Source organism: Sphingobium wenxiniae, assembly GCF_007830065.1.
In the GTDB taxonomy this organism is placed as follows: Bacteria; Pseudomonadota; Alphaproteobacteria; order Sphingomonadales; family Sphingomonadaceae; genus Sphingobium; species Sphingobium wenxiniae.
In genome coordinates, this window is sequence record NZ_VLKK01000020.1 from 36,867 (window position 1) to 50,649 (window position 13,783).

Genomic DNA, 13,783 nt, shown 5'->3' on the forward strand with positions numbered 1-13,783 from the left:
CCCTTACTTCGGACGCTTCGCGCCGTACTTCGAACGGCTCTGCTTACGGTCCTTGACGCCCTGGGTATCCAGAACGCCGCGCAGCACGTGATAACGCACACCGGGAAGGTCGCGTACGCGGCCGCCGCGGATCAGCACGACGCTGTGCTCCTGAAGGTTGTGGCCTTCACCCGGAATGTAGGTGATGACTTCGCGCTGATTGACCAGACGCACCTTCGCCACCTTGCGGAGAGCCGAGTTCGGCTTCTTCGGGGTCGTTGTGTAGACGCGGGTGCAAACGCCGCGCTTTTGCGGGTTGGCATCCATTGCAGGGACCTTCGACTTGGCCTTCTGCGGTTCGCGGCCCTTGCGGACCAGCTGGTTGATTGTTGGCATGAAGCCCTTCACCTTTTTTCAGTTACTTTACCGCGCGCACTCCCGCGTTCCAGGCCGCAGGGAGAAGCAATCTCCAAACAGCAAAGGCCCCGGTGGGCAACGCCCCCTGGAGCCGCAAGAGCACCCGGCAATGTTCAGCTCTGTGTTCGCCCGGCGAATGTGGAAAAAAGACGAGTCCTCCCGCCGCAGGCCGCTGGGCTGGCGCGCCTATAGCGATGCGCGCCTTGCCGGTCAAGCCACGGGCGGTTCCCGCCATTTCCTGCCGAGGAAAAGCGGCATGGTGAACAACATCTTAGGAAATTGATAAGCTTTCCTGCCCATGCTTGCCGTTACGGAACGCCGGTGCTGCCGGTCATGGACATGATGTGAAAGATATTCTCCTCCTTTCCGGCGAATTCAGGAGCCGCGCACAGGAAGCGTCCTTCCAGGCCTGCCGCCTGCCCGAATCGCGTCGGCAGGCGCGCCGGCTTTTTCTCTTTTCGGTCTTGCTCAACACATTGTTCCTGTCCAGCGACTGGCGCTTCGCGGGGACGCCCCATTTCGAAATTGCGGTCCCGGCGCGCATCGCCGTGATACTGGGTTCCCTGCTTTGCCTGGGCCTGGCGCGTTCCATGACGAGTTTCAGGGCGGTCGAGCGCTTGTGCTTCCTGTGGCAGGCGATCACCGCGATCGGGGTCGCGTTTCTCGTATCTTCCCGCAGCGACATCGCCATCTTCGTTCTGGTCATGCTGCCGACCGTTTTCTACCTCGCGGTCCCGACCAGCTTTCGCGGCAATATGGGCGGGGGGATGGCGTGCGGCACGGCGCTTCTGGTCGGATATCTGGCGCCCGCGCCTTTTTCCCCGACCATGCCGGGGATGATCATGGCAATGCTGATCCTGCATTGCGGCATGTGGATCGCAATCGCACGCTCCAACCGCGCCCAGCGGCAGCAATGGATCGCCACGCGGGAGGCGCAGGACGCCCGCGCCGCGCTGGCGAACAGCAGCGCAACGCTGGAGCGCATGTTCATGACGGTTCCCGTTCCCCTGCTGGTCACGCGCGGCGACGGCACTGTCCTGCGCCATAATGAGGCCGCTGGGCGCACATTGGGCAGGGAGGGGGATTTCCGGCCTATCTGGATGATCGAAGACGATATGCCTTCTATCCGCCTGCTCGACTATATCCAGGCCGGCGGCCATGCCGATCACATCGAATGCCGGATAGCGGACGCCGGAGGCATTTTGCGCGATATCCTCTATTCCTCGCGGCCGGTGATGATCGCCGGGGAAGACTGCACATTGTCCAGCATCGTGGAGATCACCGATCGGAAGAATGCCGAACGGCATCTGGCGCAACTGGCGATGACCGATGCGCTGACGGGGCTGGCCAATCGCTCTCATTTCATGGCGGCGCTCACCCAGGCGAGCGAAGCGACCCGCAGCTCGGGCGGCCGGATGGCGGTGGCGTTGATCGACGTCGACGAGTTCAAGCGGATCAACGACAGTTCCGGGCATGACGCCGGCGATGCGCTGCTTTGCGCCGTGGGTCGAAGATTGCGCGCCGCGGTCCGCCCCGGCGACCTGGTCGCGCGCATGGGAGGCGATGAATTCGCGGTGCTCATCACCCGCACGGGCGACCGGCGCGACCTGGACAGCATCCTTGCCCGCATGGCCATGCGGCTTCACGCGCCGTTGCGCCATGGAGAACGAGAGATCGAATGTCGCGCGAGCATAGGTGTCGCCCTGTTCCCGGACCATGCGGACGATGTCGCCGACCTGATGAAACATGCCGACATCGCCCTTTACGAAGCCAAGAACGCGGGGCGCGGACGGGCCTGCCTGTTCGAAACGGGTCTGCTGGAAAGCTGGGAACGGGAAGCGCGGATGCTGGAGCGTGCGCGCCATGCGCTGGTCCACACGCCGCCGACTCCATGGTATCAACCCAAGGTGGACCTCGCCAACGGCAAGGTGATCGGCTTTGAAGCGTTGCTGCGCTGCGTGCAGCCCGACGGCTCCATCCTGATGCCGGGCGACATCGCGGCGGCATTCGAACATCCCGAACTGGGCCGCCTGCTGACGGACAAGATGCTGGAAGGCATATTGGCCGACTGTCGCGCCTGGGAAGAAAGAGGCATCGATTTCGGTCATGTCGCCGTCAACCTTCCCGGCGTGGAATTGCATGACCGGGCCTTTCCGGACCGCTTTCTGGCCCGATTGTCGGAAAACAGCGTACCACCCCGGCGTATCGAGCTGGAAGTGACGGAATCGGTATTCCTGGGCCGCAACGCCGAAGTCGTGGAACATAATCTCCGGCGATTGAGCGCCGCCGGCATTTCCATCGCGCTGGACGATTTCGGCACGGGCTATGCCTCCCTCTCCCATCTCAAGCAGTTTCCGATCGATATCATCAAAATCGACCGCTGCTTCATCCGCGATCTCGAAACCGATCCCGACGACGCGGCCATCGTGCGCGCCGTGCTGAACCTGGCATACAGCCTGGGTATCCAAACGGTGGCCGAAGGGGTCGAAAATGAAAGCCAGCTTGCCTATCTGCGCGCGGGCGGATGTCATTTTGGACAGGGCTTCCTGTTCGGCGCAGCGCTTCCCGCGTCCCGCATTTCCGAATTGCAGCGAATCGACCGCAGCCGATCATCGAACTGAGCACGGAATTTCCTGCAATGAAGGAACCGAACGGCTTTGCTCTTTTCGTCCCGCCTGCCTTTCGCCTTGTCATGAGTCCGCAATGACGGATTCGCGCAAACGGGACTCTTCTTGCTAGCGCACCCCTCCTCGTCAGTAGAATCGCGTGGGGTCCAATTGTCGCATCGAAAGAAGAAGGGGAGGACTTCCCTCCGGGAACGGCTTGCGGCCTTTTGCCCGGAGCGGGAGATTTTCCTGCGCTCGGGCGGCAAGGTCAGGTTCGTCCGCATTTCCCGGCGCGCGCAACTGAGCGCTGGGACGGCATTGTTCGCCGTGCTGATCGGATTGGGCGCGCTCATCGCCACGCTGGCCACCATGGCCCATGACCGCGCCCTCCTGGCCCGGCAGGGCAAGGCCGTGGCCGATGAAGCGAATAAGGTAGACCATTATCGCAAGTCCGTGGAAGAACTGGCTCAGGATCTGGAAGCGCGCCAGGATTTCATGGACGACCTCTATCGGACGCATTTCGGCGCCGGAGAAGGATCGCTGTCGGATCGCGTGCTCGGCACCTCCGATTCCGCGACGAAAGAGGATACGCGTTCCGAAAGCACCGCGAAAATCAGCATGGCCCCGGAAGCGGCTCCGCTGCGAATGATCGATACGCGGCAACGGCGGTTTGCGCTTCTGCTCGCCACGGCGGTCGAACGGCGCGCGGACAAGGCCGCCGACGCCATCCGCAGCTTCGGCCTCAATCCCGATTCCTTCAACCGCCGCGCCGCGCGGGCGCAGGGCGGCCCTTTCGTACCCTGGCCCGGCGAACGCGAGGCCATGCCCAGGGAACTAGCCCGGCTGGCAAGCGCGCTATCCCGCATGGAGACTCTGGAAAGCAGCCTCGTCGCGATCCCTTCGGGCAAGCCGACGGCTGCGCCGATGGAAACCAGTTCCTACGGTTATCGCCGGGATCCATTCAACGGCCACGCCGCCTTTCATGCGGGAATGGATTTCCCCGGCCGCGATGGTCAGCCCATATTGGCGGCGGCGAAAGGCAAGGTGGTCCATGTCGGCCAGCGGCAGGGCTATGGCAATGTGGTCGAAGTCGAACATGGCAACGGCCTGATGACCCGCTATGCCCATCTTTCCGGCTTTTCGAGCCGCGTCGGACAGATCGTGGCCCGTGGAGACACGATCGCGCGGATGGGATCGACGGGCCGCTCGACCGGCACACATCTGCATTTCGAAGTGCGCCTGAACGATCGGCCCATCAATCCGCGCCGTTTCCTGGAGGCGCGGCGGGATGTTCTTCAGGTCCAGCAGATCGCCAAGGCGCGCTTCGCCGATATCAATGGCCGAAGCTGAGGAATAGACCCGCGTCATTGACCGAATGCGGCCATGAACAGATGTCGCGCCGACTCACTCCACCCCCTGCAAGCGGGAGAGGGGAGCGAGGCTTAGTTCCAACAGTGTGCGCCAGCGCTCCTCCGCTTCCCAACGCTCAGTTCACCGGCGGGCGGCGGCGATAGCTGAGCGCTTCGGCGACATGCACGCGGCCTACCCGATCAGCTCCGGCAAGGTCGGCGATGGTGCGGGCGACGCGGAGCACACGGGTATAGCCGCGTGCGGACAGCTTCATCGCGGCGGCGGCCTGGGCCAGCAATTGCCGCCCCGCCTCATCCGGACCCGCCACCTCTTCCAGCTTTTCGCCATCCACCTCCGCATTGGTGCGGGTGCGCGTTCCGGCATAGCGCCCCGTCTGCACCGCGCGAGCGGCGGCGACACGCGCGGCGACTTCAGTGGAGCCTTCGGCGGGGGGCGGGAGGACCAGATCGGCCGCCGTCACCGCCTGCACCTCGACATGCAGGTCGATGCGATCGAGCAGCGGTCCCGACACCTTCGCCTGATAATCCGACGCGCAGCGCGGCGCCCGCGAGCAGGCAAGCGCGGGATCGCCCAGATGCCCACAACGGCAGGGATTCATGGCGGCGATAAGCTGTACCCGCGCCGGAAAGGTGACATGGGCATTGGCACGCGCCACGGTGACTTCGCCGGTTTCGAGCGGCTGGCGCAGGGAATCGAGCACCGCGCGCTGAAATTCCGGCAACTCGTCAAGGAACAATACGCCCAGATGCGCCATGCTGACTTCGCCGGGCCGGGCGCGCAGACCGCCGCCGACCAGCGCGGCCATGGAAGCGCTGTGATGCGGCGCGCGGAAGGGGCGCGCGCGGCTGATCCGGCCGCCCTCCAACATGCCCGCCACGCTCGCCACCATGGAGGTTTCGAGCGCTTCGCCCGGCGTCAGTTCGGGGAGGATGCCGGGCAGGCAACTGGCCATCAGCGACTTGCCCGCGCCCGGAGGACCCGTCATCAACAGGTTATGTCCGCCCGCCGCTGCGATCTCCAGGGCACGCTTGGCGGTTTCCTGTCCCTTCACCTGTTTGAGATCGGCGGCGCGCGCGGGCGGCTCCACCGCGCCGGGTTGCGGCGGCGTCAGCGCCGCCGTGCCCTTGAAATGATTGAGGAGGCCCAGGAGATCGGGTGCGGCGACGACTTCGACCTGTCCCGCCCAGGCCGCTTCCGATCCCTGCGCGACGGGGCAGACGAGGCCCATGTCCCGCTCGCCCGCATGCAGCGCGGCGAGCAGCACGCCGGGCGTCGGCGCAACCCGTCCGTCGAGGCTGAGTTCACCGACCACCACATAGCCCGCCAGCGTCTCCGCATCGATCACGCCCATCGCGCCCAGCAGGGCCAGCGCGATGGGCAGGTCGAAATGCGATCCTTCCTTCGGCAGGTCGGCGGGCGAGAGGTTGACCGTGATCCGCTTGGGAGGGAGCGAGAGGCCGATGGCGGCGATGGCGTTGCGGACGCGCTCGCGGCTTTCGGCCACCGCCTTGTCGGGCAGGCCGACGACGATGAAATTTGGCAGGCCGGGCACAAGCTGGCACTGCACCTCGACGCCGCGCGCCTCCAGCCCGAGATAGGCCACTGTCGATACCGTGGAAACCAAAGAGCCTCCCCCTGCCCTTTTCCGATTGCCGTTTCAGCCCTGCTCTTCGGACCGCCCCTTGAACCCCTGAGCGACGACATACCATTCGACGCTGCCCTTGCGGCTCGCAGGGGGTTTCGCATGTTTGATCGTCGTGAAATGCTTTTTCAGCACGGCGAGCAAGTCCGCGTCGGTGCCGCCCGCGAAGACCTTCGCGACGAAAGTGCCGCCCTTACGAAGATTTTCGACCGCGAACCATGCCGCGGCCTCCACCAGCGCCATGGTCCGCAAATGGTCGGTCTGCGGATGACCGACCGTGTTCGCCGCCATGTCGGAAATCACAAGGTCGGGCGCTTCGCCCAGCGCTTCCCGCAGCAGGTCCGGCGCCTTGTCGTCCATGAAGTCCATTTCGAACAGGCTGACGCCGGGAATGGGGTCGGTCGGCAGCAGGTCAATGCCCACCACCTTCGCCTTGGGGCTGAGTTTCCGCACCACCTGCGCCCAGCCGCCCGGCGCGACGCCCAGATCGACCACGGCGCGCGATCCCTTCACGAAATGGAATTTCTCGTCCAGTTCGATCAGCTTGAAGGCGGCGCGGCTGCGCCATCCTTCGGCCTTGGCCTTGCGAACATAGGGATCGTTCAGATGCCGCTCCAGCCAGCGTGTCGATTGCGCGGTGCGCCCCTTCGCCGACTTGACCCGGATCTTGCCTGCGCCCGCGCCCCTCACATCATGCCTCCGCCGCGTTCCATCAGGCTCCGTAATATGCCCTCGCGAATGCCCCGGTCCGCGACGCCGAGCCGCTCGGCCGGCCAGATGTCGAGGATCGATTCGAGGATCGCGCAGCCCGCCACCACCAGATCGGCCCGCTCCGTGCCGATACAGGGCAGCAACTGCCGCTCCGCCAGGTTCATGGCGGAAAGCCGGGCGGAAATGGCGCGCATCGAGGTGGACGGAACGATGAGGCCGTCTATCACATGCCGGTCATAACGTTGCAGGTCGAGGTGCAGGCTGGCGAGCGTGGTCACGGTGCCGGACGTGCCGAGCAGCCGGATGCCTTCCTGATCGCGAGGCAGGCGGCGGGCGATGATGGAGAAAGCTTCCGACACCCGCGCGCGCATCCGGTCATAGGCGGCCAGCCGCTCGCCGGGATCGACATGATCGAATGCTTCGCTTTCGGTCAGCGAGACGACGCCCCAGGGAGCGCTGACCCAATCGACGATCTGCGGCGCGCCCTGCCCTCTGGCATCCACCAGCACCAGTTCGGTCGATCCGCCGCCAATGTCGAAGATCAGTGCGGGACCGTTGCCCGGCTCCAGAAGGGCGTGGCAACCCAGTACGGCCAGCCGCGCTTCTTCCTGCGCGCTGATGATGTCGAGCGCTATGCCGGTTTCACGATAGACGCGGTGGATGAATTCCTGCCCGTTGGCGGCGCGGCGGCACGCTTCGGTCGCCACCGACCGGGCAAGCGTCACATGACGGCGGCGCAGCTTTTCGGCGCAGACTGAAAGCGCGGCGATGGCGCGGTCTATCGCCGCCTCGCTGATGCGGCCGGTCGCCGCCAGTCCTTCGCCCAGACGGACGATCCGCGAAAAGGCGTCCACCACGATGAACCCGTCCGATGACGGCTTGGCGATCAGCAGGCGGCAGTTGTTAGTGCCCAGATCAATGGCGGCATAGGCATGGCGGTACTGCGATATATGAGCGGAAGACCCCCGTTTCGACGGGGGAGGAATGACCGCAGCCTTGCTCCCACTGTCCGGGCCGCTGCGGGCGCGATTGCCCGAAAAACGGCCGGCAGGGCCAGAACTCTGCGGCGATGGGCGGCTGTGCTGCACCATGGCCGTATCTCACTTCATCAACGCCGGGCCGGGAGGCTCCGGTACTTGATGCCGAACCTAGGCAGATGCGAGCCAAAGCGCAAGGCGCGTGGAATCAGAGAGGCAGCAGCGCCGCGACAATCCAGCGTTCCTCGGCCCGCAGCACGCCCCATGCCCGGGCAGCGGCGCGGCTGTCCATAGCTTCGACGCCGATACCGCTGGATTCCAGATCGCGGACGAAGCTGCGGGGCGGCTGGCGCAGATCGGCGCCGGTGCCGAGGAGGAGAAATCCCGGGCGCGGATCGAGATCGAGCAGGTCGCCAAGTGACGCGACCGTCAGCGCTTCCGATCCAGGCGCATCGTTCCAGGCGAGCGCCCGCACGGGGCTGAGCAGCAGGCCGGTCGGGAAAACATCGTCCTTCACGCGGAAGCCACGGCCGGAAAAGCCGGTCACGATCGGCCCCTGCCCCGCATCGTCGCGGCGCAGCTCTATCCCGGCGCGCTTGCCGTTCAGGGCCGCGCCCCGTCGTCGCGCGGTCCCACGCGTTCAGCCTGGGCAGCGATGGACTTGCGCTCCTTGCGCTCGCCCGCCTGCGGCGTGAGGCCCAGCGTGATGAGCAGCGAGGAGGACACATAGACCGACGAATAAGTGCCGACGACGATGCCCAGCATCATGGCGGCGGTGAAGCCGCGCAACACATGGCCGCCGAACAGCAGCAGCGCACCCAGCGCCAGCATGATCGTGACCGACGTCATGACCGTGCGGGGCAGCGTTTCGTTGACGGACAGGTCGATGAGCGATTTCATGTCCATCTTGCGGTATTTCCGCATATTCTCGCGGATACGGTCGTCGATCACCATCTTGTCGTTGATGGAGTAGCCCACGATCGTCAGCACGGCGGCGACGATATTGAGGTCGAATTCCAACTGGGTGATGGCGAAGAAACCGAGCGTCATCAACACGTCGTGCATGATCGCGACGAAGGTCGATATGCCGAACTGCCATTCATAGCGGAACCAGGAAAAGATCGCGATGCCGATCACCGCCAGCATGACGGCCAGCACGCCGTTCCGGATCAGCTCGCCCGACACCTTGCCCGATACCGTGTCATACCGGGAAAAGGTGACGCCGGGGAACTCCGCCGTCATCGCCTTGCGCGCCTTTTCAACGATGGCGTTGGCCGCGCCCGCACCGCCCTGCTCGGGGAGCGGCAGGCGGATCTGCACCGTCCTGGGATCGCCGAATTGCTGGAGCGATCCGTCACCCACGCCCAGACGGTCGACGGTCGTGCGGACCTTGTCGAGCTGGGGCGGTTGCTGGAATCGGGCTTCGATCATCAGGCCGCCGACGAAATCGACACCCAGATTGAGGCCGCGATGAAGCGTCGCGCCGACCGCCAGCACAGTGAGCAGCGCCGTGAGCGCGAACGCCCAGTGCCGCAGCTTCACAAAGCCGATATTGGTGTTGTCGGGGACGAGCTTAAGCAGTTTCATATTGTCTCTCCCGCCCCGTCAGATGTTGATTTCGGTCGGGCGCTTGGTGCGCAGCCACCAGGCGGCAAGCACACGCGTGAAGGTCACGGCCGTATACACGCTGGTAGCAATGCCGATCAGCAGCACGATGGCAAAACCCTTGATCGGCCCCGATCCCAGCGCCAACATGATGCCGCCCGCAATGGCGTGAGTCACGTTCGCCTCGAAGATGGTGCGGCTGGCTTCCTTATAGCCATATTCGATCGCCTGCACCACGCCCCGGCCACGTCGCCGCTCTTCGCGAATCCGCTCGTAGATAAGGACGTTGGCGTCCACCGCCGTGCCGATGGTGAGCACGAAACCGGCGATGCCCGGCAGGGTCAGCGTCGCGCCGAGAATGCCCATCACGCCCAGAATGACCAGCACGTTGATGGTCACGGCGATATTCGCATAAACGCCGAAACGTCCGTAGCTGAAGAACATGAAGGCCGCGACGGCGACCACGGCGATGACCGAGGCGATCAGGCCTGCGCGAATGGAGTCGGCGCCAAGCTGCGGTCCGACCGTGCGTTCCTCGACCACCGTCAGCGCGACCGGCAGCTTGCCCGAACGTAGCGCGATGGCGAGCTGGTTGGCGCTCTCGACCGTGAAATTACCGCTGATCTGCGCGCTGCCGCCCAGAATCGGCTCATTGATGTTCGGCGCGGACAGCACCCTGCCGTCGAGGATGATGGCGAAGGGCCGATTGACGTTCTGCGATGTCACCTGCCCGAATTTACGGCCGCCCGATCCATTGAAGCGGATGTTGACGATCGCCTGATTGTTCTGGTCATAGCCCTGCGTCGCGTCGGTCAAATCCTCGCCCGACACCATCACCTGCCGCTTGACCGCGATCACCGGCATGCGGGATGGATTATCCGGATAGGGCAGGACTTCGCTGCCTACGGGCGCGCGGCCCTGCGCCACTTCGGCGGGATTGGCGGTGACGTCGACCAGCTTGAATTCAAGCTTCGCGGTCTGGCCCAGAAGGTCTTTCAGCGCCTTGGGGTTCTGAAGGCCCGGGACCTGCACGACGATGCGGTTGTCGCCCTGCTGCTGGATGGTGGGTTCGCGGGTGCCCATTTCATCGATGCGCTTGCGGATGACCTCGGTCGCGACTTCCATCGCGCTCTTGACCGCATTGTTGATGCCCGCATCGGTGGGCGTGATGACGATGGTGGAGCTGTTCACCACCTCGACATTGAAGTCGCGCTGGCCGGTGAGACCCGCGCCCTGCGTCAGCGGCCGGATGCGCTCGACGGCGGCATCGACCTGCGCGGGGTCGCGGACCATGAAGCTGAGCTTCCCGTCGCGGCTGGAGATGTCACCCACCGCGATGCGCGGATCGCCCCGGCGCAGTTCGGTGCGGACCTGCTCCTCCATATTGGTGAGTCGCTGTTTCGCGACATCCTGGGTGGAGGCTTCCAGCAGCAGGTGGCTGCCGCCGGAAAGGTCGAGGCCCAGATTCACGCGAGTCTGCATGAATCGGGGCAGCTTTTCGACGGCCTGTTCCGGAAGGAAGCTGGGCACGGCGCACAGGATGCCGATGACCAGCGGCAGCAGGATCGCGGCGACCGCCCAGCGCGAGAAGTTCAGCATCGCGGGTTCAGTCGTTCGCGGGCTTGGCGGTCATGGGATCGACGACATCGGACAGGGTGCCCTTGACGGCCTTCACCTTCATGCCCGGCGCGAGTTCGACATCGACATAGATGTCGTCGACCCGGACGACCTTGCCGACAAGGCCGCCGCCGGTGACGACCTGATCACCCTTCTTCACCGCCTCGATCTTGGTCTTGTGATCCTTCATCCGCTTTTGCTGCGGGCGGATCAGCAGGAACCAGAAGACCACGAAGATCAGGACCAGCGGCAACATCTGCACCAGCATGGAAGCGCCGGAAGCTTGCCCGCCGGCGGTCTGGGCAAAGGCTGGAGTTATGAGCATGGGTGGGACTTTCGCCTTGTTCTCTTGTCCAATCGCGGGCGCGCGGCACCCACGGATCAAAGGCGGGCGGCTAACACAGCGGGACCGGCGAGGCAATATGATTAGGGAATGGGGCAGAACGCAAAAAGCGGTGATCGAAGCCCTTGCATGTTAAACGACATGCATCTATGTGCCGCGGCTCCGGTCGGGACGTAGCGCAGCCTGGTAGCGCATCACACTGGGGGTGTGGGGGTCGGAGGTTCGAATCCTCTCGTCCCGACCAAGTAAAACCGCCGTTTCTTGCTCAGCGCAGGGAACGGCGTTTTAGTTTCAGCAAGTACGGTGCGAGTTTTCGAAGAAGCAGGAGCGACAGATTGAGACGTCCCGCGATCCTGCCGGTAGTCGATACCATGCCGTCGCCATAGCGCATTGCGTTGGCCACGTCGAAGCGATCAATGACCGCATTTGGATAACGCCCAGACATTACCTCAGTCAGAAGCTCAGGCGTGACGGCTTTCGCCTCGATAGGAAAGGTGAAGGGATGGTCGATCATGGACGCTCTTCCCGGTGAGCAATGGCCCTTGCACCCCAGACCAACGGCAACTGGCGAATTGAGGTGATCGAACTGGCGAAAATGGGGATGCTGGCGCCTGGCTCGATTGTGAAAGGCGGAAGCATAGACAACAGCTCTTCCATTGCGATTACGAGTTCGCGGCGGGCGAGATGCATGCCGATGCAACGGTGCATGCCGCTGCCGAAGGCGAGATGGCTCGGCCTTCGGTCGAGGCGCACTTCATTGGGTGCATCCCAGGCTTCGGGATCGCGCGCAGCCAGCATTGTGGAAAGCGCAACCTTGTCGCCTGCCCGCATAAAGACGCCGTGAAAATCGGTGTCCCGCGTCACCGTGCGATAAACAGTGATCGCCGAATAGGCGCGCAAAAGCTCCTCGACCGCCAGCGGTATCCGGGACGGATCGGCGCGCAGTGTCGCCTGATGGTTCGCATGCGTCGCAAGATGATGATATTGCAGCCCTAAATTGGTCGCCACAGTATCGAGGCCCCCGAGGAACATATTGAAATAATATCCGAAAATCATGTCGTCGGTCCACGGAGCGCCGTTGAACCGATAAGCAAAGACATGGCTGATGAGATCATCGCGCGGGGCTCGGCGGCGCTCCGCCAGCTTCTGCATCAGATAGTCCTTCACCGCACTGGTCGCGTCGTTCCGTACGGCCATCTCGGGGCTCTGCAAGGATGCGCCCCAGCCGGTGAACAAATCAAAATCATCCGCAGGCAGTCCGAAAAGCTCGAGAAAAATCGTGACAGGAAAAGGGACGGCGAATTCAGCGACGAAGTCGCACCGTCCATTGTCGGCAAATCGCTGTATCAAGGTGCGTGCGCGTTCCCGGACTCGCTCATTGAGCGCAAACATCTTCTGGGGCGTAAACTCGGCGTTGAGCGAACGGCGCGCCTCGTCATGGATCGCCCCGTCCAACTCAGATGGCACCAACTGCCAGCTCTCGCCCATCAGCGATGCAAAACCTGTCAGGTCGTTGCTACTGAACAGGTCGTCGGCATTGAACGCTTCTTTCAGATATTCAGCCTTACGAATGACCCATCCACCGCTTCCATCGACCCAGATATTCGCGCACCAGTAAATAGGAGGTTTGCCATGCTCCTCTGGAATTCGCGTCTCGAAGATATTGTCATAATGAATGGCGCGGTCGGCCACCGGGCAGTCAAATATCAGTTCGGGCGGCACGTGCTCGGTCGGACGTTTCATCTGCAGTCTCCTCTCCGCTCTTTTTTCGCCATCCCCCGCTATCGACCGACCGCGTTCGCGATCAGGCAGCGCGATCGAGCATTACCACCTGCGCTGTCGGCCGGATGGTCGCGGTAGCGCCCAGAGTTCTGAAGAAAATTGCGCCACGCGCTCGGCCGCGCGTGTCCAGCCAATTGGGATGGCCGGGGTCAGATGCTGAGATCCAGAAAGTTGCTCCATCTCCTGACAGAAGGGCCGTGGCACCATTATAATTGGCGCCGGGTATGATCTCGAGCCAATGCGTCAACGTCTGGATCATCCAGTAGGTGCAGGGTGGTATGGCGACGTCGACACGCAGCGCCTCGCCGGGCTGCAAATCGAAATAACCGCTAAAATATCGTGTGTCCGGATCGCCCTGGACTTTGTCATTCAGGGTATCCGGCAGGGGAATGATGCAATTAGGTGCTGTTGCCAGCATGTTGATTTCCACTGAGAGTTGACCCGGGAGGGGCATAAGTTTCCACTGAGAAGTGACCCATGTTTTGACTTCCCTCTGGCTGATTGGTCGGAGGATTCAGGAGTGATCGACATGGCGTTATTGAGTGTAATCCGGCGCTGGCATTTCCGGCAGCAGGTTCCGATCCGGGAGATCGAGCGGCGCACTGGTTTGTCGCGCAACACGATCCGCAAGTACCTGCGGGCGGACACGGTAGAGCCGCAGTTCAAGGTTCCCGAGCGGCCGAGCAAGCTGGACCCGTATGCGGAGAAGCTGTCAGGCTGGCTGCGGATCGAG

Annotated in this window: 14 protein-coding genes, 1 tRNA gene and 1 pseudogene; 5 read left to right on the plus strand and 11 right to left on the minus strand. The window is 63.5% G+C overall.

Annotated features, from left to right (window positions below):
• Positions 1-3: 3 nt before the first annotated feature.
• On the minus strand, positions 4-375 hold the full coding sequence (rpsL, locus tag IQ35_RS17490) for a 30S ribosomal protein S12 (protein ID WP_026002556.1): 372 nt from the start codon (positions 373-375) through the stop codon (positions 4-6).
• Here rpsL and IQ35_RS17495 point away from each other — a divergent pair.
• The 3 genes from IQ35_RS17495 to IQ35_RS17505 all read left to right on the plus strand — a co-directional run bounded on the left by IQ35_RS17495 (position 374) and on the right by IQ35_RS17505 (position 4,352).
• Entirely contained in the window at positions 374-679 is a 306-nt protein-coding gene (locus IQ35_RS17495; protein ID WP_145075330.1) for a hypothetical protein, read from the plus strand. The genes rpsL and IQ35_RS17495 overlap by 2 nt on opposite strands.
• Before the next feature lie 61 nt (positions 680-740).
• Positions 741-3,017, plus strand: a complete 2,277-nt coding sequence (locus IQ35_RS17500; protein WP_145075333.1) for a putative bifunctional diguanylate cyclase/phosphodiesterase — start codon at positions 741-743, stop codon at positions 3,015-3,017.
• A gap of 156 nt (positions 3,018-3,173) precedes the next feature.
• Complete coding sequence (locus tag IQ35_RS17505; RefSeq protein WP_145075336.1) at positions 3,174-4,352, plus strand: M23 family metallopeptidase; 1,179 nt, start codon at positions 3,174-3,176, stop codon at positions 4,350-4,352.
• Positions 4,353-4,488: 136 nt separating this feature from the next.
• Here IQ35_RS17505 and IQ35_RS17510 read toward each other — a convergent pair whose 3' ends face one another.
• The 7 genes from IQ35_RS17510 to yajC form a co-directional block, all read right to left on the minus strand.
• Positions 4,489-5,997 carry a YifB family Mg chelatase-like AAA ATPase gene (locus IQ35_RS17510; protein ID WP_021244938.1) on the minus strand — a complete coding sequence of 503 codons (1,509 nt, stop codon included), beginning with the start codon at positions 5,995-5,997 and terminating at the stop codon, positions 4,489-4,491.
• A 33-nt stretch (positions 5,998-6,030) separates the two neighbouring features.
• Complete coding sequence (locus IQ35_RS17515) at positions 6,031-6,705, minus strand: RlmE family RNA methyltransferase (protein ID WP_021244937.1); 675 nt, start codon at positions 6,703-6,705, stop codon at positions 6,031-6,033.
• The gene (locus IQ35_RS17520; protein WP_145075339.1) at positions 6,702-7,817 is read right to left on the minus strand and encodes a Ppx/GppA phosphatase family protein; all 1,116 of its coding nucleotides are present in this window, start codon (positions 7,815-7,817) and stop codon (positions 6,702-6,704) included. The genes IQ35_RS17515 and IQ35_RS17520 overlap by 4 nt, the downstream gene beginning before the upstream one ends.
• A 94-nt stretch (positions 7,818-7,911) precedes the next feature.
• Positions 7,912-8,250, minus strand: coding sequence for an Mth938-like domain-containing protein (locus IQ35_RS17525; protein WP_145075342.1), 339 nt, complete (start codon positions 8,248-8,250; stop codon positions 7,912-7,914).
• A gap of 56 nt (positions 8,251-8,306) precedes the next feature.
• Complete coding sequence (secF, locus tag IQ35_RS17530; RefSeq protein ID WP_021244934.1) at positions 8,307-9,290, minus strand: protein translocase subunit SecF; 984 nt, start codon at positions 9,288-9,290, stop codon at positions 8,307-8,309.
• 18 nt (positions 9,291-9,308) lie between these two features.
• A complete protein-coding gene (gene secD / locus IQ35_RS17535) occupies positions 9,309-10,907 on the minus strand; it encodes a protein translocase subunit SecD (protein WP_145075345.1) in 1,599 nt (532 codons plus the stop codon).
• Positions 10,908-10,914: 7 nt separating this feature from the next.
• Positions 10,915-11,250, minus strand: a complete 336-nt coding sequence (yajC, locus tag IQ35_RS17540; RefSeq protein WP_021244932.1) for a preprotein translocase subunit YajC — start codon at positions 11,248-11,250, stop codon at positions 10,915-10,917.
• A 185-nt stretch (positions 11,251-11,435) separates the two neighbouring features.
• Here yajC and IQ35_RS17545 point away from each other — a divergent pair.
• A tRNA-Pro gene (locus IQ35_RS17545) sits at positions 11,436-11,512 on the plus strand.
• 21 nt (positions 11,513-11,533) lie between these two features.
• Here the strand turns inward: IQ35_RS17545 and IQ35_RS17550 are convergent.
• The 3 genes from IQ35_RS17550 to IQ35_RS17560 form a co-directional block, all read right to left on the minus strand.
• Positions 11,534-11,782 (minus strand): hypothetical protein, encoded by a 249-nt coding sequence (locus IQ35_RS17550; RefSeq protein ID WP_021244931.1) that lies wholly within the window; start codon positions 11,780-11,782, stop codon positions 11,534-11,536.
• Complete coding sequence (locus IQ35_RS17555; RefSeq protein WP_145075348.1) at positions 11,779-13,011, minus strand: cytochrome P450; 1,233 nt, start codon at positions 13,009-13,011, stop codon at positions 11,779-11,781. Before IQ35_RS17555 ends, IQ35_RS17550 begins: the two co-directional genes overlap by 4 nt.
• 61 nt (positions 13,012-13,072) lie before the next feature.
• The gene (locus tag IQ35_RS17560) at positions 13,073-13,468 is read right to left on the minus strand and encodes a hypothetical protein (protein WP_145075351.1); all 396 of its coding nucleotides are present in this window, start codon (positions 13,466-13,468) and stop codon (positions 13,073-13,075) included.
• 111 nt (positions 13,469-13,579) lie between these two features.
• On the opposite strand from IQ35_RS17560, the pseudogene IQ35_RS17565 reads away from it, so the two are divergent.
• A pseudogene (locus IQ35_RS17565) lies at positions 13,580-13,783 on the plus strand (IS21 family transposase); the annotation flags it as partial.

Bases quoted from the DNA above. Each gene is read 5' to 3' on its own strand.
- rpsL (WP_026002556.1), bottom strand. From the start codon at position 375: ATGCCAACAATCAACCAGCTGGTCCGCAAGGGCCGCGAACCGCAGAAG.
- secF (WP_021244934.1), bottom strand. From the start codon at position 9,290: ATGAAACTGCTTAAGCTCGTCCCCGACAACACCAATATCGGCTTTGTG.
- secD (WP_145075345.1), bottom strand. From the start codon at position 10,907: ATGCTGAACTTCTCGCGCTGGGCGGTCGCCGCGATCCTGCTGCCGCTG.
- IQ35_RS17520 (WP_145075339.1), bottom strand. From the start codon at position 7,817: ATGGTGCAGCACAGCCGCCCATCGCCGCAGAGTTCTGGCCCTGCCGGC.
- IQ35_RS17560 (WP_145075351.1), bottom strand. From the start codon at position 13,468: ATGCTGGCAACAGCACCTAATTGCATCATTCCCCTGCCGGATACCCTG.
- IQ35_RS17555 (WP_145075348.1), bottom strand. From the start codon at position 13,011: ATGAAACGTCCGACCGAGCACGTGCCGCCCGAACTGATATTTGACTGC.
- yajC (WP_021244932.1), bottom strand. From the start codon at position 11,250: ATGCTCATAACTCCAGCCTTTGCCCAGACCGCCGGCGGGCAAGCTTCC.
- IQ35_RS17550 (WP_021244931.1), bottom strand. From the start codon at position 11,782: ATGATCGACCATCCCTTCACCTTTCCTATCGAGGCGAAAGCCGTCACG.
- IQ35_RS17495 (WP_145075330.1), top strand. From the start codon at position 374: ATGAAGCCCTTCACCTTTTTTCAGTTACTTTACCGCGCGCACTCCCGC.